Annotated in this window: 20 protein-coding genes; 13 read left to right on the forward strand and 7 right to left on the reverse strand. The window is 53.0% G+C overall.

Annotated features, from left to right (window positions below):
• Window positions 1-16 precede the first annotated feature (16 nt).
• Window positions 17-1,066, reverse strand: coding sequence for a Smr/MutS family protein (locus ACO08I_RS26325; protein ID WP_282780288.1), 1,050 nt, complete (start codon window positions 1,064-1,066; stop codon window positions 17-19).
• A gap of 56 nt (window positions 1,067-1,122) precedes the next feature.
• Between ACO08I_RS26325 and ACO08I_RS26330 the strand changes: the two genes are divergently transcribed.
• From ACO08I_RS26330 to ACO08I_RS26355, 6 genes are all read left to right on the forward strand, one after another.
• Window positions 1,123-1,776: a class I SAM-dependent methyltransferase gene (locus ACO08I_RS26330; protein ID WP_282780286.1), complete on the forward strand. Its 654-nt coding sequence runs from the start codon at window positions 1,123-1,125 to the stop codon at window positions 1,774-1,776.
• Window positions 1,777-2,332: 556 nt separating this feature from the next.
• Window positions 2,333-4,834, forward strand: coding sequence for a TonB-dependent receptor (locus ACO08I_RS26335; protein WP_421947589.1), 2,502 nt, complete (start codon window positions 2,333-2,335; stop codon window positions 4,832-4,834).
• Window positions 4,835-4,981: 147 nt separating this feature from the next.
• Window positions 4,982-5,986, forward strand: coding sequence for a 3-oxoacyl-ACP synthase III family protein (locus ACO08I_RS26340; protein WP_282780283.1), 1,005 nt, complete (start codon window positions 4,982-4,984; stop codon window positions 5,984-5,986).
• 217 nt (window positions 5,987-6,203) lie between these two features.
• Entirely contained in the window at window positions 6,204-7,718 is a 1,515-nt protein-coding gene (locus tag ACO08I_RS26345; RefSeq protein WP_421947590.1) for a class I adenylate-forming enzyme family protein, read from the forward strand.
• A 123-nt stretch (window positions 7,719-7,841) separates the two neighbouring features.
• Window positions 7,842-8,960: a dethiobiotin synthase gene (locus ACO08I_RS26350; protein ID WP_282780279.1), complete on the forward strand. Its 1,119-nt coding sequence runs from the start codon at window positions 7,842-7,844 to the stop codon at window positions 8,958-8,960.
• Window positions 8,961-8,979: 19 nt separating this feature from the next.
• Window positions 8,980-10,158, forward strand: a complete 1,179-nt coding sequence (locus tag ACO08I_RS26355; protein WP_282780277.1) for a class I SAM-dependent rRNA methyltransferase — start codon at window positions 8,980-8,982, stop codon at window positions 10,156-10,158.
• Here ACO08I_RS26355 and ACO08I_RS26360 read toward each other — a convergent pair.
• Window positions 10,146-11,045, reverse strand: coding sequence for a LysR family transcriptional regulator (locus tag ACO08I_RS26360; RefSeq protein ID WP_282780275.1), 900 nt, complete (start codon window positions 11,043-11,045; stop codon window positions 10,146-10,148). The genes ACO08I_RS26355 and ACO08I_RS26360 overlap by 13 nt on opposite strands.
• 138 nt (window positions 11,046-11,183) lie before the next feature.
• On the opposite strand from ACO08I_RS26360, the gene ACO08I_RS26365 reads away from it, so the two are divergent.
• From ACO08I_RS26365 to ACO08I_RS26380, 4 genes are all read left to right on the forward strand, one after another.
• Complete coding sequence (locus ACO08I_RS26365) at window positions 11,184-12,650, forward strand: proton-conducting transporter membrane subunit (RefSeq protein ID WP_421947591.1); 1,467 nt, start codon at window positions 11,184-11,186, stop codon at window positions 12,648-12,650.
• Between the two features lie 26 nt (window positions 12,651-12,676).
• Complete coding sequence (locus ACO08I_RS26370) at window positions 12,677-15,214, forward strand: DUF2309 domain-containing protein (RefSeq protein ID WP_421947592.1); 2,538 nt, start codon at window positions 12,677-12,679, stop codon at window positions 15,212-15,214.
• 90 nt (window positions 15,215-15,304) lie between these two features.
• Window positions 15,305-15,844, forward strand: a complete 540-nt coding sequence (locus ACO08I_RS26375) for a hypothetical protein (RefSeq protein WP_282780269.1) — start codon at window positions 15,305-15,307, stop codon at window positions 15,842-15,844.
• A gap of 119 nt (window positions 15,845-15,963) precedes the next feature.
• Entirely contained in the window at window positions 15,964-16,332 is a 369-nt protein-coding gene (locus ACO08I_RS26380) for a hypothetical protein (protein WP_421947593.1), read from the forward strand.
• Here ACO08I_RS26380 and ACO08I_RS26385 read toward each other — a convergent pair.
• The 3 genes from ACO08I_RS26385 to ACO08I_RS26395 all read right to left on the reverse strand — a co-directional run bounded on the left by ACO08I_RS26385 (window position 16,329) and on the right by ACO08I_RS26395 (window position 19,695).
• Complete coding sequence (locus tag ACO08I_RS26385; RefSeq protein ID WP_421947594.1) at window positions 16,329-17,507, reverse strand: MFS transporter; 1,179 nt, start codon at window positions 17,505-17,507, stop codon at window positions 16,329-16,331. The two genes, ACO08I_RS26380 and ACO08I_RS26385, sit on opposite strands and share 4 nt — an antisense overlap.
• A gap of 60 nt (window positions 17,508-17,567) precedes the next feature.
• The gene (locus ACO08I_RS26390; RefSeq protein ID WP_421947595.1) at window positions 17,568-19,034 is read right to left on the reverse strand and encodes an SLC13 family permease; all 1,467 of its coding nucleotides are present in this window, start codon (window positions 19,032-19,034) and stop codon (window positions 17,568-17,570) included.
• A gap of 184 nt (window positions 19,035-19,218) precedes the next feature.
• Window positions 19,219-19,695 (reverse strand): Dps family protein, encoded by a 477-nt coding sequence (locus ACO08I_RS26395; RefSeq protein WP_421947596.1) that lies wholly within the window; start codon window positions 19,693-19,695, stop codon window positions 19,219-19,221.
• Between the two features lie 210 nt (window positions 19,696-19,905).
• Here ACO08I_RS26395 and ACO08I_RS26400 point away from each other — a divergent pair, with 210 nt between their 5' ends.
• From ACO08I_RS26400 to ACO08I_RS26410, 3 genes are all read left to right on the forward strand, one after another.
• On the forward strand, window positions 19,906-20,778 hold the full coding sequence (locus tag ACO08I_RS26400; RefSeq protein WP_421947597.1) for a tetratricopeptide repeat protein: 873 nt from the start codon (window positions 19,906-19,908) through the stop codon (window positions 20,776-20,778).
• 52 nt (window positions 20,779-20,830) lie between these two features.
• The gene (locus ACO08I_RS26405; protein ID WP_421947598.1) at window positions 20,831-21,397 is read left to right on the forward strand and encodes a Uma2 family endonuclease; all 567 of its coding nucleotides are present in this window, start codon (window positions 20,831-20,833) and stop codon (window positions 21,395-21,397) included.
• Window positions 21,398-21,586: 189 nt separating this feature from the next.
• Window positions 21,587-22,159: a Uma2 family endonuclease gene (locus ACO08I_RS26410; protein WP_282780258.1), complete on the forward strand. Its 573-nt coding sequence runs from the start codon at window positions 21,587-21,589 to the stop codon at window positions 22,157-22,159.
• Between the two features lie 50 nt (window positions 22,160-22,209).
• Here the strand turns inward: ACO08I_RS26410 and ACO08I_RS26415 are convergent, their stop codons facing one another.
• Window positions 22,210-23,487 carry an acetolactate decarboxylase gene (locus ACO08I_RS26415; protein ID WP_421947599.1) on the reverse strand — a complete coding sequence of 426 codons (1,278 nt, stop codon included), beginning with the start codon at window positions 23,485-23,487 and terminating at the stop codon, window positions 22,210-22,212.
• Between the two features lie 3 nt (window positions 23,488-23,490).
• Window positions 23,491-24,198 carry an aromatic aminobenezylarsenical efflux permease ArsG family transporter gene (locus tag ACO08I_RS26420; protein ID WP_421947600.1) on the reverse strand — a complete coding sequence of 236 codons (708 nt, stop codon included), beginning with the start codon at window positions 24,196-24,198 and terminating at the stop codon, window positions 23,491-23,493.
• Window positions 24,199-24,219: the final 21 nt, after the last annotated feature.

The following is a 24,219-nucleotide window of genomic DNA, read 5'->3' on the forward strand; positions in this document are numbered from 1 at the left end:
GGGGCTATGACGAACTTTAAAAAATAACCTCAGTAGCCCCGTACCCATACCGGTGGTGGTACTCATTGCGAAAAGAGCGGACCTCCGGCATCTGAATAAGCCGGCTCGCAATCGAATCCCGCAGCTTGCCTTTGCCGATACCGTGGATGATGAACACCCGCTCCACCCCCAAACGGATGGCCTTGCGCATATACTGGTCGAAGTGGAACAGCTGTATGCGCAGGATTTCAGCATTGCTCAGCTTTTTGAAGTCGCTGCGGAGCTCTTCGATGTGCAGATCGATTTCCGGGATGAACTCCGCCATTTCCAATACCTCGTGGGGCATACGGGTGCGGATGTCCTGCCACTCTGGTTTTGGGCGGTAATTTTTGCGGGTGTAATCCCGGAGGTCTTCGGCTTCTTCTTTTGGTGGCTGCTGATCAGCATCTGGCTCGAAGACCAGGAACAGGTGGACTTTCCGGTTGAGCAGAGGAGCTGTTTTGGTCCGCTTGAAGAACTGCTTGGGCCGTATGCGCAGAGTTTTCTCCATCTTCGGGCCGGTGCCGGAGGTGGTCAGGCGCCAGCAGGAGATGACCGCAGTCGGGGTGTCGTTCAACTGGTCAAAGTGCAGCTGTCCCACCGGAACGTAGGAGGTGCGGTCGATTTTATGGTTCTCACGCTGTGCTACACGCCCGTCAAGCTGTAGCTCGAAGGTGAAAAGGTAGTCGCTCCGGGTGTCGTTGAGCAGGTAGATATTGTACTGCCGCACCTGTCCGTCTGCTTCCGGCAGCGGGTCAAAGGCCAGTTGAATGCCTTTGCTCTTGATGATCAGGTACTGGCTTTCGATGGGCGGGCGCTCCGGAGGGGTTTCCACCTTGTCCTGTTTGCCCGGCACAAATTTTGCCTTCACCGGTGGCTTGTTGGAAGGTGTCGGGTCCGGCCGGGAGAGGTCCTCCAGGAAGACCGGGATTTCGTCCCCATCATCAAGGCGTACTCTCGCCATGCCCTCCTCATGGAGGAGCTCTGTTACAACCCCGTTTTCACGCAAGTGGACCAGGCGGACCCGCGTGCCAACTGATACAAGCATGGCTTTTTTGATTTTCATTACCTTTGAACGCACACAAAGTACGACGCTCACCGGTCATGGCAAAAAAACAACATTCTAATTTAAGGTGGAAGATCGCGCAATGGGCAGAAATCCGTTGGTGGAGGCGCTATTTGTCAGAAAAAACGCCGGAAGACTACCTGGAGCAGAAAGCCGCTTACTGGCAGCGTGTAATGAAAGAGCTGGGCATAGCCGTGCCGTCAGGGAGTACGGTGCTCGACGCCGGTTGCGGGCCTGCGGGTATTTTTATCGTGTTGGACGGGGCAACCGTTACGGCTGTAGACCCCCTTCTTGAACACTATCAGGCACTGCCGCATTTTCAACCTGCACGGCATGTGAGTGCCACCTTTCGGCAAATGGCGCTGGAGGACCTCTCGGAGGAGGCGATGTACGACTACGTTTTCTGCCTCAACGTCATTAATCACGTTGCAGATATGCAATTAGCCCTGCTACGGTTGCGGCAAGCGCTCAAGCCTGATGGAACCTGCTGGCTTTCCGTAGACGCACACCGCTATCCGATATTGCAACCGGTTTTTGCTGCAATTCCCGGAGATGTGCTGCACCCACATCAACACACCCTGCCTCAGTACGAAACACAGGTGAAAAGAGCAGGCTTCAGCATCTTACGCAGACAACTCCTAAAGCCCGGCGGCTTATTCGATTACTGGGTCTTTGAGCTGAAACGGGCTTAACCTTGAAAATGCGATCAATAAATTCAGCCTGGCAGCACTAGCAATCCGGGCATTTCTTGCACCGCTTCCCTTTCTTGTACTTTTTACAGCACTTTTTCTTCTTCTTCGCCTCAACGATAGGGAGTGGAAATGGCATGCGTACTGCAGTTGGATCAGCATCGGTCCGGTTGGTCGATCTTCTGGTCATGGCTTTTGCTTGTTGATAGAATGAATCGTTAGTTTTATTTAGACAAATTTAAAATAAGCTGGTTCTAAAATGGAATGACGAATGTCACCTTTTTTGTCATGGGAGTGCCATAAAGAATAATCGAAAGTCAGGGTGTTGGTTTTAAAGTTTTTAAGGATTGATATACAATGGTTTAAAGAGTTTATTTCTGGAAGTGTGATTTTAAGTCAAGTAGTGATGAATGTCAATGGCTCTTGGTACGGAAGCCCCGATTCCTAATTTTGGTCATCCGAATTTTAATTGGCAATAGCTTTTCTTATGGGCTTAAAATTTTAGCCATAGGGTTTCTGTTGCTTGATTGTTCTAACCGAAAGAGAAAAGACCATGTTTATGAAACGACTGTTCACCCTTGCAGTCCTGGTATTGCTATGCCTGTCGGCATGGGCGCAAACCGGGCAAATTTTCGGTGTAGTCACCGATGACCTTACCAATGAGCCGCTGATTGGCGCCAATATTTTGATCGAAGGATCCTCTATTGGCACTTCTACAGATGAGGATGGGCGCTATCTCGTCAACGTCAAACCAGGCACTTACACGATTGTGGTATCTTATGTGAGTTATCAGCCTTCCAAAGCGACTGTGCGTGTGGGAGAAGGCGGAAAGGTGGAGCAGGATTTCGCCATGACTGCCGGTGGCATCATCGGTAGCGAGGTGGTGGTATCCGGTTCCAAGCGCCCGGAAAAGCTGGTGGAAAGCCCGGCGACTATAGAGACCATCTTCGCCCGCCAAATCCAGGAATATGCTGGTAACCCTGCGGAATTGATTGCCCGTCAGAAGGGGGTGGATTACTTCCGGGCGGGTATTGCCACTCCGGCCTTCAACATCCGGGGTTTCAACTCCAACTTTAACGCTAAGAACCTCCAGGTGACTGACGGGCGGTACTCCACGCTTATCGCTACCGGCCTGCCCTTTGGCCCGCTGAACACTACCATCAAAGAAGACATTGAGCGGGTGGAGGTGGTGCTCGGCCCCAATGCGACCATGTATGGCCCCAATGCCCACAATGGATTGCTCAATATTGTGACCAAGGACCCCCGTACTTCCGAGGGGACAATGATTACCCTGAATGGAGGGGTTAGTGGAGATGGCGATCCACTTTACTCCGTTCGCTTGCGTCATGCCAACAAGGTCAACGATAAAATAGCCTATAAGATAATGGGCGAGTACTCTGCCGCTACAGAATTTGAATGGGCCGATTCTATTTTCATCGATCGGCTCGATGCTAAAGGCAATCTGCGCGGCACACCCGAGTACGAAGGCCCTGATGGTATCGCAGAAGGGTATGAAGAACTGGAGCTCGACCGGGGCATTGACTTCACGAGACTGGAAGGCGCCCTGTATTATACCCCAACAAACGACCTGGAGTTTATTTTTAACACCGGCTACAGCAATAGCAATTATCTGTCTCCAACCAACGTGGGCCGGAATCAGATCATCGACTGGCAGGTTTACTTTGCGCAAGCCCGGGTGAATTACAAGAATTTCTTCGCCCAGTTTTACTACACCGGCAGTAGCACCGACGACACGTATTCTATTGACGACCGCACCAAGCGTTATTACAATGGCATTGACCTGGCGGGCCTGAGCGATGAAGAAGCCCGGGGCGATTATTCTTACGAAACAGGTGCGTTATTTCAGGATGCCTCCAGCCGTTCCAATGCGGAGATTCAGTACAACGAAACTTTTGGCGGGCTGGAGCTGATTGCCGGAGCGCAGTGGCAACAGGACCGCGCCAACTCCAACGGCACCTACCTCATTGAGAATGAGTTTAATCCGTTTTGGGATGGCGATAATATCGTCGTCAATCAGTACGGTGCCTATGCGCACCTGACCTACAACTTCGGTGGCGGGTTTAAAGCAATTGGCGCCGCCCGCTACGATTACCACGATGTGTACGAGGCCAACTTTGTACCGAAATTCGGCCTGCTGAAAATTGGAGATTATGGCAGCTGGCGCCTGACTTACGGGCAGGGCATTGCCGCCCCTACTATTCTCAATATGTTCGGTGACCTGTTCAGCGGTTTGATCCTGGGCAATGCGGATGGCTTCACCCTGGCTGACGGCACAATGGTGCCTAAGCAAACGGTAGAACGCCTGCAGACGATTGAGCTGGGCTACCGCGGTCAGGTAATCCCTAATAAGCTGTTTATTGATGCGAATGCTTATTACAATATTTCCGAAGACTTCCTGAGCCCGGTCACTGTAGTTGGAGTGACAACGGCCCGTGGCGATCAGCCTATTGAGGATGTGCAGTCCGGTTTTGGTGCCTATGGCGGCTTGGTAGCGACTTACATCAACTTTGGCCTGGTCAATACCTATGGTGCAGACTTTTCAGCCACCTACTACTTCACGCCGGAATTCAGCATGACCGCCAACTACTCCTACTTTGACTGGAGCGTGGATGAGGACAACGCGGAGAATGACTTCAATGGCGATGGCGTGGTGAACTTCCTGGATATTCTGGTGAACGCACCGACGAACAAAGGCGGCATCGGGCTGGATTATTCCGATGAAAAATTCTCTGCCGGGCTTTATGCCCGCTGGGTGGAAGAGTTTGACTACTTCTCCAGTTTCCAGATTGCCTCCAGGTCTTATCCCGACCTTACCTATCGTGGCCGCCCTATCATTGAAGATGCCCGCAGCGCCGATACTTACAACTACGGCCCACTTGGCGGATTTGTGACCTTTGACTTAAACCTTGGTTACCGCTTTAATGACCGTTATCAGCTGAATTTATCAGCGGTTAACCTTTTCAATCAGGAGCTGCGTGAATTCACGGCAGCCGCGCCAACCCGCGGTATTTACACGCTTGAATTCCGGATCAGCCTCTAATCAGGCAATCCGAAAACACCAAGAGGGCATGTTCGTAAAAAAGGCCTTGACTTTACGGGCATGCCCTTTCTTTTTTGCCTCCAATGGAAAAAACGGACGGCAAATACTACATTAGCTTTTTATTCGAAATCAAAACCAATTCAGCGCATGCGCAATGCTTACATCTGCTCTGTGGGAGCCTATGCACCGGAGCAGGTCATACCGAATAGTTATTTCAATGAAACCTTGGGAGAAGACGTCGACACCTGGTTGCGGGAGAACGTTGCCATTTACGAACGTCGCTGGTGTACAGAGGAAGAAAGTACCGCCGATCTCAGTGAAAAAGCCGCCCTTCAGGCGCTTGAGCGTGCCGGGCTGCAACCGGAGGATATTGACCTGATCATTATCTCCACGGATACGCCGGAGTTTATTTCTCCTTCAACCTCCTCTGTGGTGCAGGACCGCCTGGGCGCAAAAAATGCCGGGACCTTCGACATCAATACCGCCTGTGCGGGCTTTGTAACGGCCATGGACATAGGCTCCAAATACATCCGTTCCGACGAGCAGTACAATCATGTGCTCGTGATCGGGGCGTACGCGATGAGCAAATACCTGAATAAAGCCGACAAAAAGACGGTCACGCTCTTTGCTGATGGGGCTGGGGCTGTGGTGCTGAAAGCCGGTGAGGACACTTCAAAGGGCGTGTTGGCCACAGAGCTGATCACCGAAGGGCAGTACAACGAATGGATGGGCATCTACGGTGGTGCGGCCAAGCAGCCGGTGACGCATGAGATGATCGAACAGCACGGGCACCAACTGCAGTTTGTCCGTAAATTCCCCAAGGAGCTCAATCCTGAAATCTGGTCTAAAATGGCCAATGGGCTGAGCCACCGCATTGGGGTCAGCAATGAAGAGATCGATCACTTCTTTATCACTCAGATCAACATCCACAGTATCTGGGAGACGATGGACCGCCTGGGGCAGCCCCGGGAAAAAGCCCATACCGTGATGCATTATTATGGCTACACCGGCTCGGCCTGCATTCCGATGGCGTTTAACAAGGCTTACGAAGAAGGCAAGCTCAAAGCCGGGCAGCTGGCCTACTTCATTGGCTCGGGCGGCGGGCTGGCTTTTGCCAGTGCTGCGGTGCGCTTTGGGGAGGAGCTGGAATAGGGGTTCACGCAAAGGGCGCGGAGAGTGGCACGCAAAGGGCGCGAAGAGGTGAAATCCGGAGCCCTTGTACTGCTCTGCGTTCCCTCTACAGCAGACATTCCTTCCTTCCTTTGCGGTCTTTGCGTGCCCCCTCTGCCTTACTTTGCGTGAAAACCCAGCAAAGAATTATTTTACCGGTATAAAATAGCGTTTAGAATAGTACGAAACCCTAACCACCATGCAACCACAATCCATACCACAACAAGACTGGACCGCCCGGTGGGCACTTTACAGTCCGGGAAAAGTAGCCGTGAAGGAAGCCGAAACAGGGCGTACTTTGACTTACGGGCAGCTCAGCCGGCTCAGCGATGCGCTCTGTGCTCATTTGCAGGATCAATATGGCGTGCAAACCGGCGACCGCATCGTACTTCTGGCTGAAAATAACCTGGAATATATTGCCCTGTTTGCCGCGATGCAGCGCATGGGCCTTGTGCTCGTCCCCATAAATTACCGCCTGGCCTCAGTTGAACTCGATTACCTTTTGAAGGATGCTGCGCCAAAGCTGGTGATTTGCGAGGAAAAGTTCGAAGCAACCCTCAAAGCCGGGGAAGCACTGGAAAAAGTGCCCCACTACCTGCCCTGGGCAACTTTGGAATCCTTTTGTGAAGCTCAGAAAGACGAAGCGCAGCCTCCTTTCCCCCTGCAAGCGGTAGGGGAGGACCACCCGGCCTTCATCCTTTACACTTCCGGCACTACCGGTTTCCCTAAAGGCGCTATTTACAGCCACAAGATGCTCTTTTGGAACAGCATCAATACGGCTATGAGCCTCATCGTCAATACAGAAAGCCGTACGGTTAACGTCATGCCACCCTTCCACACGGGTGGGTGGAATGTACTGACCACGCCCTTCCTGCATCATGGCGCCTACACGGTGCTCATGCGCAAGTTCGACCCGGAGCGGGTGCTGCAGCTTTTGCAGGAGGAACGGGCAACGCTTTTCATGGGCGTCCCCACCATCCTGAAAATGATGGCTGATGCACCGGGCTTTGAAGCCGCGCAATTTCCCGACCTGTACTACCTGATCGTAGGTGGAGAGCCTATGCCGATCCCGCTTATTGAGCAGTGGGATGCAAAAGGTGTACCGGTACGGCAGGGCTACGGCATGACCGAAGTAGGCCCCAATTTATTCTCCCTGCATCAGGCCGATGCCATCCGGAAGAAAGGCTCGATTGGGTGGCCCAACTTTTACGTACAAACCCGGATTGTGGATGCACAAGGGCAGGACGTTTCGCCCGGTACGCCCGGCGAACTCTGGCTAAAAGGGCCAATGGTTACCCCGGGTTACTGGCAAAATGAAGCCGCGACCCAAAAGGCGGTCACAGATGGCTGGTTCCACACCGGCGATATGGTAAGGGCGGACGAAGGGCACTACTTCTTTGTGGTGGACCGCATCAAGAACATGTATATCTCCGGAGGGGAAAATGTGTATCCGGCAGAGGTGGAGCGGGTATTACAGGCTCACCCGTCAGTAGCCGAAGCCGCTGTAATTGGTGTGCCGGATGAAAAATGGGGGGAGGCCGGCCGGGCTTTCGTTGTACTGCATGCCACAGGCAAAGCCGGGGAGGCAGAAATCCTGCGTGCCTATTGCAAAGCGCACCTGGCCAAATTCAAAGTACCACGGGATATCGTCTTTTTGGATGAACTGCCCAAAAACGATACCGGCAAAATCAACCGGGCTGCGCTGAAGGGATAGCAGAGCAGGCAAGCCCGGGCAACGGTGGGGTATAAGCGAGCCTTCTGCCGCCGTGCAGTTGCACAAATGCCCTTCTCAGATGAGAAAAAATCCCTACCTTAACCGCTCTCAAACAGAGCGCATATGAAAAATATCTATGTCGCTGCGACCGGGCAGCATATTGGAAAGACCACGTCCACACTGGGCATTGTAGCTAATTTGCAAAAAATGGGCTACAACACCGGCTATTGCAAACCGGTTGGCCAGCAGCACCTTACGGTTAATGGAAAAACAGCCGATAAAGATGCGGTCCTCTTTTCCCAGGTAATTGGCTTCGAGCTTATGCCGGAGTACCACAGCCCGGTCATTCTCGGGCGGGGCGCTACCAAAGCTTACCTTGCTAATCCGGAAGATTATAATTACCCACAGGCCATTCACGCCGCTGCCAGCAAGCTGGAGCCTGATTTTGATATCATGGTTTATGAAGGGACCGGCCACCCGGGTGTGGGCGGCGTGGTAGACCTCTCCAACGCTGATGTGGCCAAGATGCTCGATGCGGCTGTGGTTATGGTGGTGGAAGGAGGGATTGGGCGTACCATTGACCGCCTGATTATGAGCATGGCGCTGTTCCGGGAGCAAAACCTCCCGCTCATTGGCGTGATTGTCAACAAGGTCATCCCGGAGAAGCACGACGAGGTCACGCAGTTTGTCGGTAAGAAGCTGGAACGTATGGGTATCCCCTTGCTCGGGGTCGTCCCTTTTGATAAGACCTTGTTGTTTCCCATCATGGAAACGGTCAACGAAGTCGTTGGCGGCCGGGTGGTCTTCAACGGGCACCGCCTCAATAACCGGGTGGAGGACATCATGGCAGGCTCATTGGTTGACCTCAATGAATTCAGTGCTTTTCGGAATATTCTTCTGGTGGTGAGCCACAAGCGCCTTAATGAGGCCATCGAAAAGGTCAAGCATATCGCCAAAGTGAAAAACCTGAAGCGCACCCCACTTTCCGGTGTAATCGTGACCGGCGATGGCAAGCAGGCCAACTGGTACAAGCCTGAAGAAATGGAGCACCCCTACTTCATTAAAAATGAGATTCCAGTCATCACGACACAGCTTGATACTTATGGTTCAGTGGTCAAGGTGAGCCGCATCGAGGTAAAGATCAATACCCGTACGCCCTGGAAAATCAAACGGGCCATTACTTTGATCCGCGAGCATGTGAATTTTGACCTGATGATCGAGGAACTGCAGAAATTGAGTTGATCTTGCCTACCTTTGCGGCATGAAGCAAGTAGTAATTCGGAAAAAGAAAGCGGCAGCCCTGCGCCGCCGCCACCCCTGGGTTTTTAGCGGAGCCATCAAAAGCACACCGGAAGGCGTTCAGGATGGCGACCTTGTGCAGGTGGTTGGGGAAGACGGGGAAGTTTTTGGTGCCGGGCACTTCCAGCACGGCAGCATCATGGTACGCATGATCGTTTTTGGGGACACTGCGCCCGATCAGGCTTTCTGGAATCAACGCCTGCAAAATGCGTATGCTTACCGGTCCACGCTGGGGCTTACGCAGCGGGATGACCTCAATGCCTACCGGCTCATTCATGCGGAGGGCGATGGGCTGCCCGGGCTGATTATCGACTATTATGCAGGTACCGCAGTGGTGCAATGCCACTCTATTGGCATGCACCGGGCGATGGAGCAGATTGTTAATGCCCTGCGCCACGCGATGGGAACTCAGCTCAGCGCTATTTACGATAAGAGTGCCGAGACCCTGCCCCGTAACTACAGCGAGAATATAAAGAATGCTTACGTTTGGGGCGAAGGTGCTCCTAATGAGGTCTTAGAGTACGGCCATATTTTTCAGGTCGACTGGGAAACCGGGCAAAAAACCGGTTTCTTTCTGGATCAGCGGGAAAACCGGCAACTACTGGCACAGTATGCACCAGGTAAGAAAGTGCTCAACACCTTTTGCTATACCGGAGGCTTTTCCATCTACGCGTTGCAGGCTGGTGCGCGGCAGGTGGAATCCGTAGATGTTTCTCAAACTGCTATGGCGCTGACCGAACAGAACGTGGAACTGGGGAACTTCGAATCGGGGCTTCACCAAAGCCACACTCAGGATGTCATGGCTTTCCTGAAGGAAGCGCCCGCAGACTACGATATTGTAATTGTAGACCCACCGGCTTTCGCCAAAAACATCAAAAAACGCCACAATGCCGTGCAGGGGTACAAACGCCTGAATGCGCTGGCCCTTCAAAAAGTAAAGCCGGGCGGATTACTCTTCACCTTTTCCTGTTCCCAGGTGGTAGACAGAGCCTTGTTCAGCAATACCATCGTAGCGGCTGCCCACGAAGCCGGCCGTAGTGCCCGGATTATGCATCAGCTTTCGCAGCCGGCCGACCACCCGGTGGGGATTTTCCATCCGGAAGGGGAGTACCTGAAGGGCCTTGTGCTTTATGTAGACTGATTCAGCCCCAGCCGGTGATCGAAACTGTCGATGATGCGGTCGCGCAGGTACTGTGCCACTTTCGCCTGAATGCCGGAGCGAAAGAGTGAAATCTGGGTAGCAGATAGCTTCGGCAGGCCTGTTTTTACCATCACACAATCTTCCGGTACCAGGCTTTGTGGCAATGCCGCGAGTCCCAGCCCTGCCCGTATGGCCAGTAATTTGCTGCTGTAGCTCTCGCTCACATAAGCCAGGTCAATTGAAAACTGCTCCGCGTTCAGTTGGTGCAGTACCTGCCGCCGGTAGACGCAAGGCTCGGGTGAGACAATCACGGGGACATGCTTAGCAAACTGCCAGGCATTGCACTCTTCCTCGCTTCTGCCCACCCAGACGAGCGGGTCGTACCAGGTCTTTACGATACGGTCGGGATAGGCTACATTGAGCTGCTCATGCTTGAGGATAACCAACTCGTACTCGTTGGCTTTGAAGTTTTTGTAGAGGTTTTCCGTCAGGTCGCACTCCACAGAGAGCTGAATGCGCGGGTACTGTTCCCGGAAGCGCGCCAGGATAGGAAGCAGGTAGTGGATGGCCAGGTCCTCCGGAATACCCAGGCGCACCCGCCCTTCAATTTCTTCGCTGTAAAGCTCCTCTCTAAGCTGCTGTTCCACGCGCAGCATCTCCATCCCATGCCGGTAGACTACCTCGCCTGCGTCCGTCATTTGGAGTTTTCGCCCCTGCTTTCTGACCAGTTGCTGTCCCGCCAGTTGCTCTAATTTTTTGATTTGCTGGCTAATTGCAGACTGCGTCCTGCTCAGTTCATTGGCAGCCAGGCTGTATCCCTGTTGATCGATGACGGTAATAAAAGTTCGAATCAGGGGTAGGTCCAGGTATAAAATTTTGTGATCCATGGCAGAACTTTACTTTACGGAAGTAAGGAATTATCCAAAGCAAAGTTATTAGTTTTTCTAATAGCTTAGATCAAGATTTTTAATTTTATTTATAGTTCAACTCCTTATAACTTGCAGCCCGAAATCAATCAAAAGAAAATGATTCTAATCGGACTGTTGGTTTTTGGACTACTTGGATTGCTAAGCTCTCTGCCTAAAGCGGAGCGCCTGAGCACCTTCCTTACCGGGGCAGGGTTTTTGCTTAGTCTGTTTGCACTGTTCGCACCAGCCTTGCTAACAGATGGGTTGGGGCTGGTCTTTTCTCCCACACATACCTTATTATCAGCAGTTGTCTGCTTCATAAGCCTGGCGATTCAGGCTTACGGGTTGCGGCATTTCGGTGGCCATCGTAGTCAGCGGGAAGTTTTCCGTTACCTGATGGCGCTCACCCTGTCGCTGGTCTTTTTCAGTGCAGCCGACCACCTGTTGATTATGGCAGCCGGGCTGCTGGTGAGCAATGGGTTACTTGCCCGCCTAATCGGTTTTCAGCTGGAATGGAAAGCGGCTGCAGCCTCAGCCCGTGATGCCCTACTGCATTTGGGAGGCGGCGCATTGATCTTGCTGGCGGCAGCCGGTTTGGTCTGCTACACACAGGGGCACTGGTCGCTGGAGCGGCTTTCCCTTTCTGTAGAAGCTACGCCCTGGCTTCCGGTCATCGGTGGGCTCGTTTTATTGTCTGCCCTTGCTCAGTCCGCTATCTGGCCTTTCCATCGCTGGCTCATCGCTTCTGCTAATGCCCCTACGCCAGTATCTGCTTTTATGCACGCCGGTTTGGTGAATGGAGGAGCGGTCGTCCTGTATAAATTGTACCCGGTATGGAGCACCCTGGCCTGGAGCGCCACACTTCTGGTGGTACTGGGCGGGCTGACCGCAATCGCCGGCACCCTCTGGATGCTGGTGCAAAGCGATGTGAAACGCACCCTCACTTGTTCCACGATGGGGCAGATGGGTTTTATGATCATGCAGTGTGGCATGGGGCTCTTCCCGGCAGCCATTGCGCACATGATCTGGCACGGATTTTTTAAAGCCTCTTTATTTCTAAGTGCGGGCTCAACGGTAAAAGCCGCCCGCAATAAAAGCCTCAGTTTGTATGGCCCCAAAGCCCTGCCCGTTTTCATCTTCGGACTGGTAATGGGTGGCTTGGGGGCCTTTGTCTTTTGGATGTTTACAGGGGCTACCGGAGGACTGGGCAGCACTTATGTACTCCTGCTGCTGTTCTGCGGCATCACCTGTGCCCATGCCGTTATGACGATTGCGGAGCCTTCTCCCACTGCCGGGCGCTTGGTGCTGGCGGCTGTCCTTGGGCTCTTGGGTTCAACGGTATACGGGCTGTCCGTCTGGGCCGTCGAATCGCAGCTGGCGCAATTTACTGCCCCTGCCCTCAATGGGCTGCACCTTGGCATTGGCCTTTTCTTCGTGCTTGGCTGGCTGCTCATGATCTTCCGGGACTACCTCCCTGATCCGGTGGGCGATGGTTGGATCACCCGGATTTATGTCTGGGCGCTGCGTTCCAGTCAGCCGTTGCGTAAGACATTGAATATACGCCGAAGCACCTACCGGCTGTAACCCTAAACTCCGATAAAAAAAAAGACATGACACTTACCGAGACCTTCACTCAGCAATATATCGATCAGGGCTTGCACACATTGCAACAGCACCTGGATCAACTCAGCGCCCTTATTGCCCCGACCTGGCCCCTCGCGCATGCGGTAGCCTGCAATCCACTTCAGGGGCTGGAGCGCCTGCCTTTTGCGAAAGCGGTACGCCGTGGTCAGGAGCTGTTTGATGCCAATACTTTACCCGCGTTCTGGCAAATCCGCAATGCGGTAAAAGATGGGGAAGTACAGGAAAAGGAGATGGTTCACGCGGTTAGCAGAGCATTAGAAACCCTGCCGGCTACCTTGCCTTTTGGCAAAAGCGCTGTCAACCTGGAAGCCTTGCTTACCGCTATGGTACAGGAGTTGGATGAGCGCACTATGCAGCAATCCTCTGATGCGCTATTGTCGGAAACCCTCACCGAAATGGGGCAGCAGCGCCCCTGGCAGCCCACGCTGGAGCCGGTCAATAAGGAAATGATCACCTGGCTGGGCGCTTTCCTCGACGAAGGGCAGGCAGCCTGGCCGATGCCTTTCCGCGAGCGGGGCTTTTACCGGTCGGTGAAGATGCTGCTGCTGCATCAGGGCGAGCAAACGAACTTCATTAAGCGGTTGCCGGAAGCCACCGGGCCTGCACTGCTGATGTTGCTGCGCCACTTGGGCATTGAAGCAGCGGAGCAGGGAGACTTCCTGCGCGACCACCTGATGGCACTGCCGGGCTGGGCTTCTTACATCCGCTGGCGGAGTGAACAAACAGATTATGCGCCTCAGCAGCGGCATCCTATTGATTTGGAAGATTACCTGGCGGTACGCTTACTGGTTGCAGCTGTACAAGTGCCGGACGGGTCAATGGATGCCCCCGCACCTGCCAAAGAATGGGCGATGCTCCACCACTGGGCAGCAGCACAAATAAATCCCGCTCTGGGTACAACAGCAGCAGAATGGGCGCCTCTGCTCAAAGCGCTGCGGGAAGCCTACTACCTGATGCGCCTGTCCCTATTGGAGTCCTGGGAACAGTCCTTCCGCCGCCGGATGACGGCCGACCTGCAGTCGCAACTTAAAGCCCCGGCGGTTGAGGGCCGCCCGGAGGCGCAGCTGGCTTTCTGTATTGATGTGCGCTCCGAGCCGTTCCGCCGGCAATTGGAAAGCTGCGGTGCCTATGAAACATTTGGTTTTGCAGGCTTCTTTGGCTTGCCAATCGCTTACCAGACAGTACTGGGCAAGCGGGTGAAATCGCTCCCTGTACTGTTGCAGCCTGCGCATGAGCTTAAAGAAGTGGCAGGTACTTGCTGTGCCCACGATCTGGAAAAGCACCAAAGGGGGCTTAAGCTCCTTAAGGAACTCAAGCAGGCTTATAAATCACTGAAATACAATATTGCCACACCCTTTGCGGCGGTGGAAGCCCTGGGCTTGCCTGCCGGGCTGATCACGATTGGGCGTAGCCTGATCCCCGGCCCCTTATCCCGGTTGCGCCGTATGGGGCGCCGCTGGTTCCGCCCGGAAGTGGACCTGCTGCCCGACGTAGCGCAGGTGGACCGGTGGGGTATCCCAATGGAGCAGCAGGTGACCTACGCCGGCAACGCCCTGCGCATGATGGGGCTGACCCGGAACTTTGCGCCTCTCGTTGTCCTTTGCGGGCACGGTAGCCAAACGGAGAACAATCCCTATGCCGCCGCACTCGATTGTGGTGCCTGCGGGGGCAGCCACGGTGGGCCCAATGCAGCCGCTATGGCGAGCATTCTCAATCAGGAAGCAGTACGGGAAGCGCTGGCAGAAGAGGGGATTGCAATACCGGAAGACACCCTCTTTGTAGGGGCTCAGCACAATACGACGACTGATGCCGTCCAACTCATCAATCTGCCGGAACTGGATACAGAAAAGCAGGCGCAGGTTGCCGGTTTACAAGCGGGCCTGGCTAAAGCTCAGCAGCGCAACCTGGAAGTCCGCTCAACCCAGTTTGGCTTAACCAATAGCAAGGGTATGCTGCGCCGCAGTGCCGACTGGTCGGAAGTACGCCCGGAGTGGGGCCTTGCCGGTAATGCGGGCTTCGTCGTGGCACCCCGTCACATGACCGCCAATCTCGACCTGAAGGGGCGTTGCTTCCTGCACTCCTATGACTGGTCGCAGGATCCGGATAGCAAGAGCCTGGAGGTCATCCTCACTGCTCCCCTCGTCGTGGCGCAATGGATCAACAGTCAGTACTTCTTCTCTACAGTGGATAACACGGCCTTCGGCAGCGGCAGCAAAGTCACGCACAACGTCGTCGGTAAAATCGGCGTCATGCAGGGCAATGGCTCTGATTTGATGCACGGCCTGCCCTGGCAGTCGGTGATGAAGAATGACGAAGAGTTGTACCACAAACCACTGCGCCTCACCGCCTTTGTGGTAGCCCCCAAAGCTGCCGTACAGCAACTGGTGGAGAAGCACGAGGTACTACAGAAACTGTTCTACAATGAATGGGTATTCCTGAAGGTACTTGATCCGGAGACGGGCGTAACCTGGGGCTTGGAAGCGGATGGTAGTTGGGTGCGGTAAGCATGCCTGAATTTTCGGCTACCTGTTAAAAACATCTTTTGGGTCTAACTTTTGTGCGAGAAGTCTTATTTTTAGGTAAAACCCTGGAAAATGAAACCTCTTCTGCGAGTCCTCGCTATTCTTTGCTTGTCTGTACCAGCGCATGGAGCCACCCTTATGGCTCCATTCGAAACACCTGAAGTTGCCAAAAGCGTACTGGATTGTGATACCTTAATACTGATGTCCGGTGTCAAAATTGAGGGTGAGATTCTGGAAGAAAACGAGACGACTTATCGTTTTGCATATTGCGAAAAAGAAAGAATTGTCCTTTTGGAAAAATCAGATGTTAGGGAAATTCGATATGCCTCCGGAAAAGTGTTTGACGCCAGAGCAGCATGGTTGTCGAACGGTAAAACAGGGCAGGGAAAAAAAGTGGATACGGCGAAAAGAAAAAAGCTTATTCGAACTGGTCTGATATTGATGGGGATTAGTTTAGTGAGCGTAATCCCGCTAGGTCTCCTTGCAGTTGGGTTGTCCTTCGGGGGTAGCAATATTCTTGCCGGAATTATATTTGCCATACCCTTCGGCGTTTTTCTGTTCGGGGCAGGGAAATTAATTAACGGGCTGCTTATACGCAGAAATAAAGGATAGAAACGCATAGAAAACTCATTCATGGAAGGCGAGAGCGATAATTTTTATTCATAACTTTCAAAAAGTATTGAAACTTATGAATAAACCCTGTATCTTTGGTGTAACCAAAACCACCAAACATGAAAAAGGTATTGTTCACCATTGATAACGTCGTCCAGGGCTTGCTTCTCGGCTCCTCCGTATTTTTCCCCTTCACTTTCGTTGCAGCCTTCTTTTTAGGTTGCTGGCAACTGGGAAGCAGCCTGCTCAAAGCCATTTTTTTGCAAAGCCGGCTGCACCTCAATTACTTTTTGGCGGCTACAGCGTATTGTTTGGTGCTCTTTGCCGGTGCCCAGACAGCCGATGCATTCAACTATGAGCCCACAAATTGGGTAGGTTACCTTTGGTTCGTTTTAGCCTTGCCACCATTGGTTGGCGGGATCTGGTACTTTGTTCAGAGTATGAGGGATCTAGGTCAGGCAATAGCTTCCCGATCGGAATGGGTTTAAGGCGAACGGAATAATCTTCGGGTAGCTGTAAGGCCCAGTGCCGGGCCGAAGAAAAGTATCCAAAGGCTGTTCGATATGCCCCAGTCCTGGCTCAGGTACGTTAAGCCCTGAATACTGAAGACCGTGATGGCAAAACCAATGCTGTTGACAATAGTGAGGGCGGAACCCCGGGATTCGGGCGGAGCATTACGGGCTACAAGCGTTGAGAACTGTGGGGAATCGCCAACTACCGCGAAGCCCCAAAGGAAAAGCAGGGCCATGAAAGCCCATCCCGGCAGCTGAAAGAGCAGGGGAGAGGCCAGGCAAAGGAGCCCGGAGATCAGCAGCATGGCGTAAGCTACCTTGGCGCTGCCAGTGCGCAGTGACCAATACCCACCCAGGATACAGCCAAGTGCGCCCATACCAATGACCCCAAAGGCAAAAAGAGCCGTTGAGGCGGGGGAGAGTTCCGGAAACCTGGCTAGCAAGATAACCGGGACAAACGCCCAAAAGGCATACAGTTCCCACATGTGCCCGAAGTAGCCCAGGGCTGCCGCCCGGAAATCCGGGATGCGAAAGATGGCAAAGATGGCAGCCGGCTTAAAAGCGGTACCAGATCGCCGGTAGGGGCCGTCAGGGATCAGCCACCAAATTAACAGCCCACCCATAACAGCCAGTAAAGAAGTGCCCTGCATGACGCGCTGCCAGGGCACTTCCGCAGCGGTAAAGCGCAGCAAATGCGGAAAAGCGGTACCCAACACCAACGCGCCAACCAGATATCCCAATGCTTTGCCCAGGTCGGCTGCGTACCAGTCAGCGGCTATTTTCATGCCTACCGGATAAATCCCAGCCAGGAATAAGCCCGTAAGAAAACGGAGCGCCAGAATACTGGCATAACCTTCTGTCACCGCCCCAATGCCCAGGTTGAATAAAGCGCCCAGCATCGCAGAGAACAGGAAGACCCGTGAGGGAGAAAAACGGTCTGCCAGCATTAGGATGGCGTAAAGCAGTGTGCCAGCGATAAAGCCAAGTTGCACCGCAGAGGTCAGCCCGCCGAGCGCGCCACCGGGCAGCCCGTATGCCATCTGCAGATCCGGGAGGACTGCGTTGCCTGCAAACCACAGGGAAGTGCCGGTGAACTGGGCGAAGATGATAACGGGCAGGGTGTATTGGGGCGGGGTCAGCTGATTTGTCATTGGGCAAAGCATTACGAGGATTCAGTATGAAGTTTGGTTTCAAAAAACCTTTGGGAGCAATTATTTGAGCTCGTCTGGAAATACAAACGGATCGAAGCCCCACGCGTAGGGCAAAAGCAGGTAAACCATCAGGCTGAGCAGAAGGATAGAGATTAAATTCAGCCATACGCCTGTTTTGACCATATCCGGTATTTTGAGGTACCCCGAGCCAAAAACGATCGCATTGGGCGGAGTGGCAACCGGCAGCATAAACGCGCAGGAAGCCGCCAGGGTCGCGCCCACCATCAGTACGTAGGGGTGCACGCCGATGGCCATGGCCAGAGGGGCCAGTATGGGAAGGAGCATGGCAGTGGTGGCCAGGTTGGAGGTGATTTCGGTCAGGAAGTTGACTGCAGCCACCAGGATAAGCAGCAGTAGAAAAAGCGGTAGCCCTTCAAGCAAAGACAATTGCCCCCCGATCCATCCTGCGAGCCCTGTGGTTTTGAACCCTTCCGCCAGTGCAAGCCCTCCGCCGAATAGCAACAACACGCCCCAGGGCAGCCTGACGGCTTCCTCCCATTCCACCAAGGGGCGCTTGTGAGCCTTGCCTGCCGGTAAAATAAAGAGGGTGGTAGCCGCCATGATCGCAATTATTGTATCGTCCAGAGCCGGCAAGAATTGATTCAGAAGGAAAGAGCGGGTAATCCAGGCTACTGCGGTAAGCACGAAAACCCCCAGGACCAGTTTTTCCTCATACGAGACAGGGCCGAGCTGATTCATCTGCCGTTGTATTTCCTGTTTGCCGCCCGGGAAAGACTTTTGTTCAAAAGAGGCGGCAAAATGGGTGAGGTAGTACCAACAAATGATCAGCATGATGATGGAAATAGGCAGCCCGATAAGTATCCATTGGGAAAAGGTGATCTCTATGCCATAAATCTCCTGTACAATCCCTGCCAGGACCAGGTTGGGCGGTGTGCCAATCAGGGTGGCTACGCCTCCAATGGAAGCGCTGTAGGCAATGGCCAGCATAAGTATCTTGCCAAAGATTCGGTTTTCATCCGCCCGGGTATTGGGGTTATCTTTAAGCTGTGTGACAACAGCAAGCCCGATGGGCAGCATCATGACGGCTGTAGCGGTATTGGAAATCCACATGGATAGAAATGCAGTAGCAACCATAAAGCCCAGGATAATACTTCTGACATTCGTGCCGATATAACGGATAATATGAAGGGCTATGCGCCGGTGCAGGTTCCACCGCTCGATAGCAATCGCCAGGATAAACCCGCCGGCGTACAGGAAGATGTACCGGTGCCCAAAGGAAGCGGTAGTGGCTTTTAGGTCCAGTGCGCCGGTAAGTGGAAAAAGTACGATGGGCAGCAGAGCGGTAGCGGCAATAGGGATCACCTCCAGTATCCACCAGGTGGCAATCCACAGGGTAGAGGCAAGAACCGCATTGGCTTCACGGCTCAACCCTTCCGGATGGACAAAAATCAGGGTGGTGACAAAAAGTAAAGGGCCTAGCAGGAGCCCAAGTTGCTGTTTTTTCATAGGGTTTTATACTTTACCGGAGTGGCAACTGCAGGTAGCCCCGGGCAGATTTCGCTAAGGTAACCCGAAAAGGGGAGTTGCCAGCATTGCTTTCCAGGGTAAATACCGGTGTATAAAACCGCGGCACCGTAATCTTCGCCAAGGAAGATTACGGTGCCATCCATATCAGAGTCTGTCGATTCTGTTATCCCAGATAAGCCGAATACATCCAAACCAGTTTTTCCTGTTCGCGGATGTAGTCGCTCATGAGGGCATTGGTGCCTTCGTCTCCGGATTCACCGGCCAGATCCAGCAGCTCCCGCTCCAGTGGCAGGAGGACTTCGTAGCCTTTGAGGATTTCTTTCACGGCTTCCACACCGTCTGAGATGTTTTTGGCCTGACGGATAGCCGAAATTTGGGTGTAGTCTTCATAGGTATGCAGCGGGGTGAACCCAAGGGTAAGGATGCGCTCAGCAATCTCATCGATTTTGATTAGGGAGTCGTTGTACAGCTCTTCAAATTTCAGGTGGAGCTCGAAGAACTTATTGCCTTTGATGTTCCAGTGAAAGCCACGGGCGTTCATGTAGAAGAGCTGGTAATTGGCCAGCAGGGTGTTGAGTTTGTTGGACAGCACTTGTGATTGTTCCTGATCGAGGCCGATGCGGCTTAAGGTATTGGTCATGTTGACTTTTTTGTGATGAATTAACGGTTGTCAGCGGTGGAGCACGTCATGGCTTAGCCGCTGTTGATGTCTACAAATTGCAATTTTTGAGCATGGAAGTCAGTGCGTTATATCACTGACCGGGGAGTTTTGAACGCCTTTTTGGAGGCACTTCGGGCATTGTGTACATTTATACCTAAATTGTTGGGCCATCAACGAAAACCAAGTACCATGAGCCAACAAGACCTACCTGAAGAACTCAAAAACATGCTGCTCAACGATGAGCTAAAGGAAGTGATTGACCGGCTGCGGGCGCACCTGCCGGAACTCAGGGGGCAGGTCACCGAAGAAGAGCTGCTGCAATACGCCGCCCGTCTGAATGCCGTGGAGCGGGAGTGGAAGCTGGGCATCATCACAGCAGAGCGCTACGGGATCGAGAAAAACCAGCTGCGGCAGATTCTCATTCAAACCGTTACTCAGCTCAGGAAAGCAGGGGATGCCCCGGTACCAGAACCTTCTCAGTCTCCGGATGGGCCGGAGCGGCTGCTCGAAAAAGGCCGCCAACAGCATCAGGATGGGGAATACCAACAGGCGGTAGTTACGCTTCAGCAGGCGATAGCCCACCCGGGAATTCAAAAAGGGGATTTGGCGCAAGCCTATGCTGTACTCGGCAATACTTACAATCAGCTCGGTTACTATCAGGAAGCCATCGATGCGCATCAGCAGGCATTGGAAATCCGTCCGGATACGGCCTCTTACTGGACCAATCTGGGGATCTGTTACCGGCTGACCGGGCAGTATGATAAAGCTGCTTCCTGTTACGAAAAAGCCATAAGCCTGGACCCGGGCTATGCAGAAACCTACACTAGCCTTGGGGCGCTCCATCTGACCCACACTATGCAGTTTGAGCAAGCCGTTCACTATCTCGAAAAGGCTATAGCGCTCGATCCGGGCCAGGCCATTGCTTACGCCAATATGGCGATAGCTAAAGCTTCTCTGGGGTTTTTCGATGAAGCGGATGCGCTACTGCGGCAAGCTGTAATGAAGGGCTACCGCAATGCGAAGAATGCCCGGCAGATGATTGATAATTTGCGGGCGTTGTAGGGCGCCTTGCATTCCAGTCCTGATTTCTGTATTTTGCAACAAAGACAAAACTATGACTTCCCGGACCACAGAAATAACCGATACCCACCGCTTCTCCGCAGAAGCCTACCATCGTATGGGGGAGGCTGGCGTCTTCGGGGAGCAGCGCGTCGAACTGCTCTATGGCAAAATTGTGGATATGAGCCCGATAAAAAGTAATCATGCGGGGACAGTGAAACGTTTGATTAGGCTTTTTAGCCAGCTGTTGCCCTCATCTATCATCCTTGGTGTGCAAGATCCTATACAACTCGATGATTATTCTGAGCCGGAACCAGATTTAAGCTTGCTGAGTTATCGGTCGGACTTTTATGTTAATGCACATCCTGTTGCTGAAGATATTCATTTGCTCATTGAAGTTGCTGACAGCAGCCTGGAAAAAGACCGGGACATTAAGCTGCCCCTTTACGCCAGCCATGGCATTCCAGAGGTTTGGATCGTCAATCTGCAGGATAAGCAGATAGAGCGTTACCGCAGCCCTGGCCCAAAGGGTTATACCGATATCCATATCTTCCTGCCGGGTGATGAAATAGCTACGGATTTTATGAAAGCGGTAGAGGTTTCGGCCGTGTTGGGTGTGTAGGTTTTTTGGCAAGATGGGCAGGCCACACCCGCCTTGCCTCTTTCCCGGGAAAATCGTATACTGACGATTAAGTGGTTTGCCACAGCAAACCTACTCAATGTCAGCATTTACGCTGGGAAGTGGCTTGCTCCGATGTCGCAAACCACTTCGTATTGCGTATAATTTAATCTGCAAGAAAAAAAATAACCAATGGCAGAGGCAACCACCGTACTATCCCCATCCGCCTACCTGGAGTGGGAAGCAGAACAGGAAGAACGCCATGAATACGAAAATGGAAAACTGATTGCTATGGGCGGAAGTAGTAAAGAGCATAATCGATTAGTCAGGAATTTAACGACCATTCTTTGGAATTATCTCGGACCTTTAGACAGGTATGAATTGTATCCATCCGAACTACGCGTAAAATCTGGTATAGATGATAAATATTATTACCCGGATCTCGTGCTCACGGAAGGAGAGGAGCATTATTTGGAAAATGCCCCCGACACCCTGCTCAATCCCCTCCTGTTAATCGAAGTGCTATCCGATTCCACAGCAGCCCGTGACCGCGGGCCCAAATTCGAAGCCTATCGGGCTATCAACAGTCTGCGGGAGTATGTACTGGTCGCACAGGACCAATGCCAGATAGAGGGCTTCTACCGGAACGATGCGGGCGAGTGGATCATCCGGGATCCGGTGGCTGGGCAGGATAATGCCTTTTCCTTCATCACACTGGATTTAGAGCTGAAGCTGGGGGAGGTGTATCAGGGGGTGGGGGTGTAGGTTTAATGTCAAGTCCCCTCTGTGCTCAGAACCTTATCTCTTCTTCGACTTTATTTATTCAGCACATCCGTTTTGATAAAATCATTGCGCAGTACCGGTTGCCAATCGAAGTCTGGCAGTGGAGTGACTTCGAAGAGTTGCTCCGGGGGCGTGCGCAGGATAAAGTCTGTAAACCTATCTTCCAGTCGTTTAAGCTCTAATAAATCACCATCTGATAACTTCCGTTGCTCTGCGAGCGCCGACAGGCGGATGATTTCAGCGGGCTTCACGCCAGGTTTCAGCTGAATGCCCAGCGTTTGGCCATTGTCTGTACGCTGAACGATGAACAGGTAAGGTATGTCCCGGGTGGTATAGAAGGTGTTGAAGGGATAGCGTGCGCCAGTCATATACGTGGCGGCATCCACAAGGCAGGGCGCCGGCTTACTGACTGCCCGCAGGCTGGTGCGGTCAATGACGGAATCAGGAAAGAGTTCGTAGAGGGCTGTTTTTAATCCGACGAAACCAACTGCTAATCCATCGCAGCGGTGCCCATGGAAACGGGTGAGATCTTCGAGGCTTACCAATTGATGATGCCGCAGTTTTCCTTTGGAAAAGTCGGTATCGAGCACGCTCAACGGTGCCCGGTTACCTGTGGCCGGCAGGTACACGGTGTAGCGGCCATGGTGCTTTAGCCCATCGAGGTGTCCGGTGGTACTGCGGTCGGCTGCCAGGAAGTGCGGATGGATAAATTGGCCTTTGTGGGTGAATACACCTTGATGATTACGGGAGAAGAATCCTACAATATCGCCCGTTACCTGCTCCAAAGTAAAGCGCCGTTTGGCACGGTCATGAGCAGCATGGCTGTGTTGCTTTTCTGTCTTGTCCCGCATGATAATGTGGTAATCCACCTGGTTCCATTGACCGGATAAGCGGAAGGGGAACGCTTCCTCTGCCCCATAACCATGGACTTGCCCCAGACTGTCGATCAGCGTTTCCAGCGCTTTGGGCCCGTCAATGTGGCGGTCTGTCTCGTAGGCAGCCCAACGTGGGACGTAGGCGTACACCAGAAATGGCGCCCGTATACCGGGCCTGACCTGAGTTATGATGCCAGAGGAGGGAGTAGATGCGGTAAATGCCTGCCCGTCGAATACGGTGATTTCGCCCTGCAGGTCTTCTACCGGGCCCAGTGCGAAAAGGTGGGGATGCTCTAAAAGTGTATCGAGTTGAACATGGGGCGAAAGATCGGTGCCCATCATCACATTACGGGCGGCCCCGGCGGTAAAGACCTGCTGAGCCTGTACCGAAAAGCTGATTGCAGTTGCAAAAAAGAATACGAGAAACCAACGCATAAATTAAACTAGATTTGTAAAAATAGCTAGATAATAAACCCCTATCCCAACGAAAACCACGCCCGCCACATAGCGCATGCCAAGCTCTACCTTCCGTATGATATTGAAGGTTTTGCCAATGGCCGAAGCACTGTAGGCCAGCAGGTAGGCAAATAGCAGGACCGGCAACCCGGTGCCAATAGCGAATACGATGGGTAAGTATAGCCCGGAAGCCTGACTAATGCTCATAGGTACAAGCATGCCGAAGTATAGCGCACCGCTATAGGGGCAGAATGCCAGCGCAAACAGAATGCCGAGCACCAACGCGCCAAGCGCGCCCTTGTCTTTGAACCGCTCGGTGAACCGCTCGGTAAAATTGGTTTTGCCAAGGAAGTCCAGTTTGATGACCCCAAGCATGACCAAGCCGACAATAATCAGGATAGGCGCAAGGTACAGTTCTCCGTTGGACTGAAAGAAGCGGGCCAGGTGAAACTTGCTTGCGCCCCAAAACAGCGCCAGGCCGATAGCCGTATAGCTGATGCCACGCCCCAGGGTATATAACACACCGCTCCAGAGTACGGCTCGTTTACTTTCTAAGTTTTTGGAGATATAAGCCGTAGCCGTGATGTTGGTAGCTAACGGACAAGGGCTTACTGCAGTCAGCAGCCCCAGCGCGAAGGCTGCCCAAAAAGGGGCTTCACTATGCTGTGCCAGCTCATTGAGCCATTCCATAAATTGGGGATTTGAGTTTGT

The sequence above is a fragment of the Phaeodactylibacter xiamenensis genome (assembly GCF_965229835.1).
In the GTDB taxonomy this organism is placed as follows: Bacteria; Bacteroidota; Bacteroidia; order Chitinophagales; family Saprospiraceae; genus Phaeodactylibacter; species Phaeodactylibacter xiamenensis.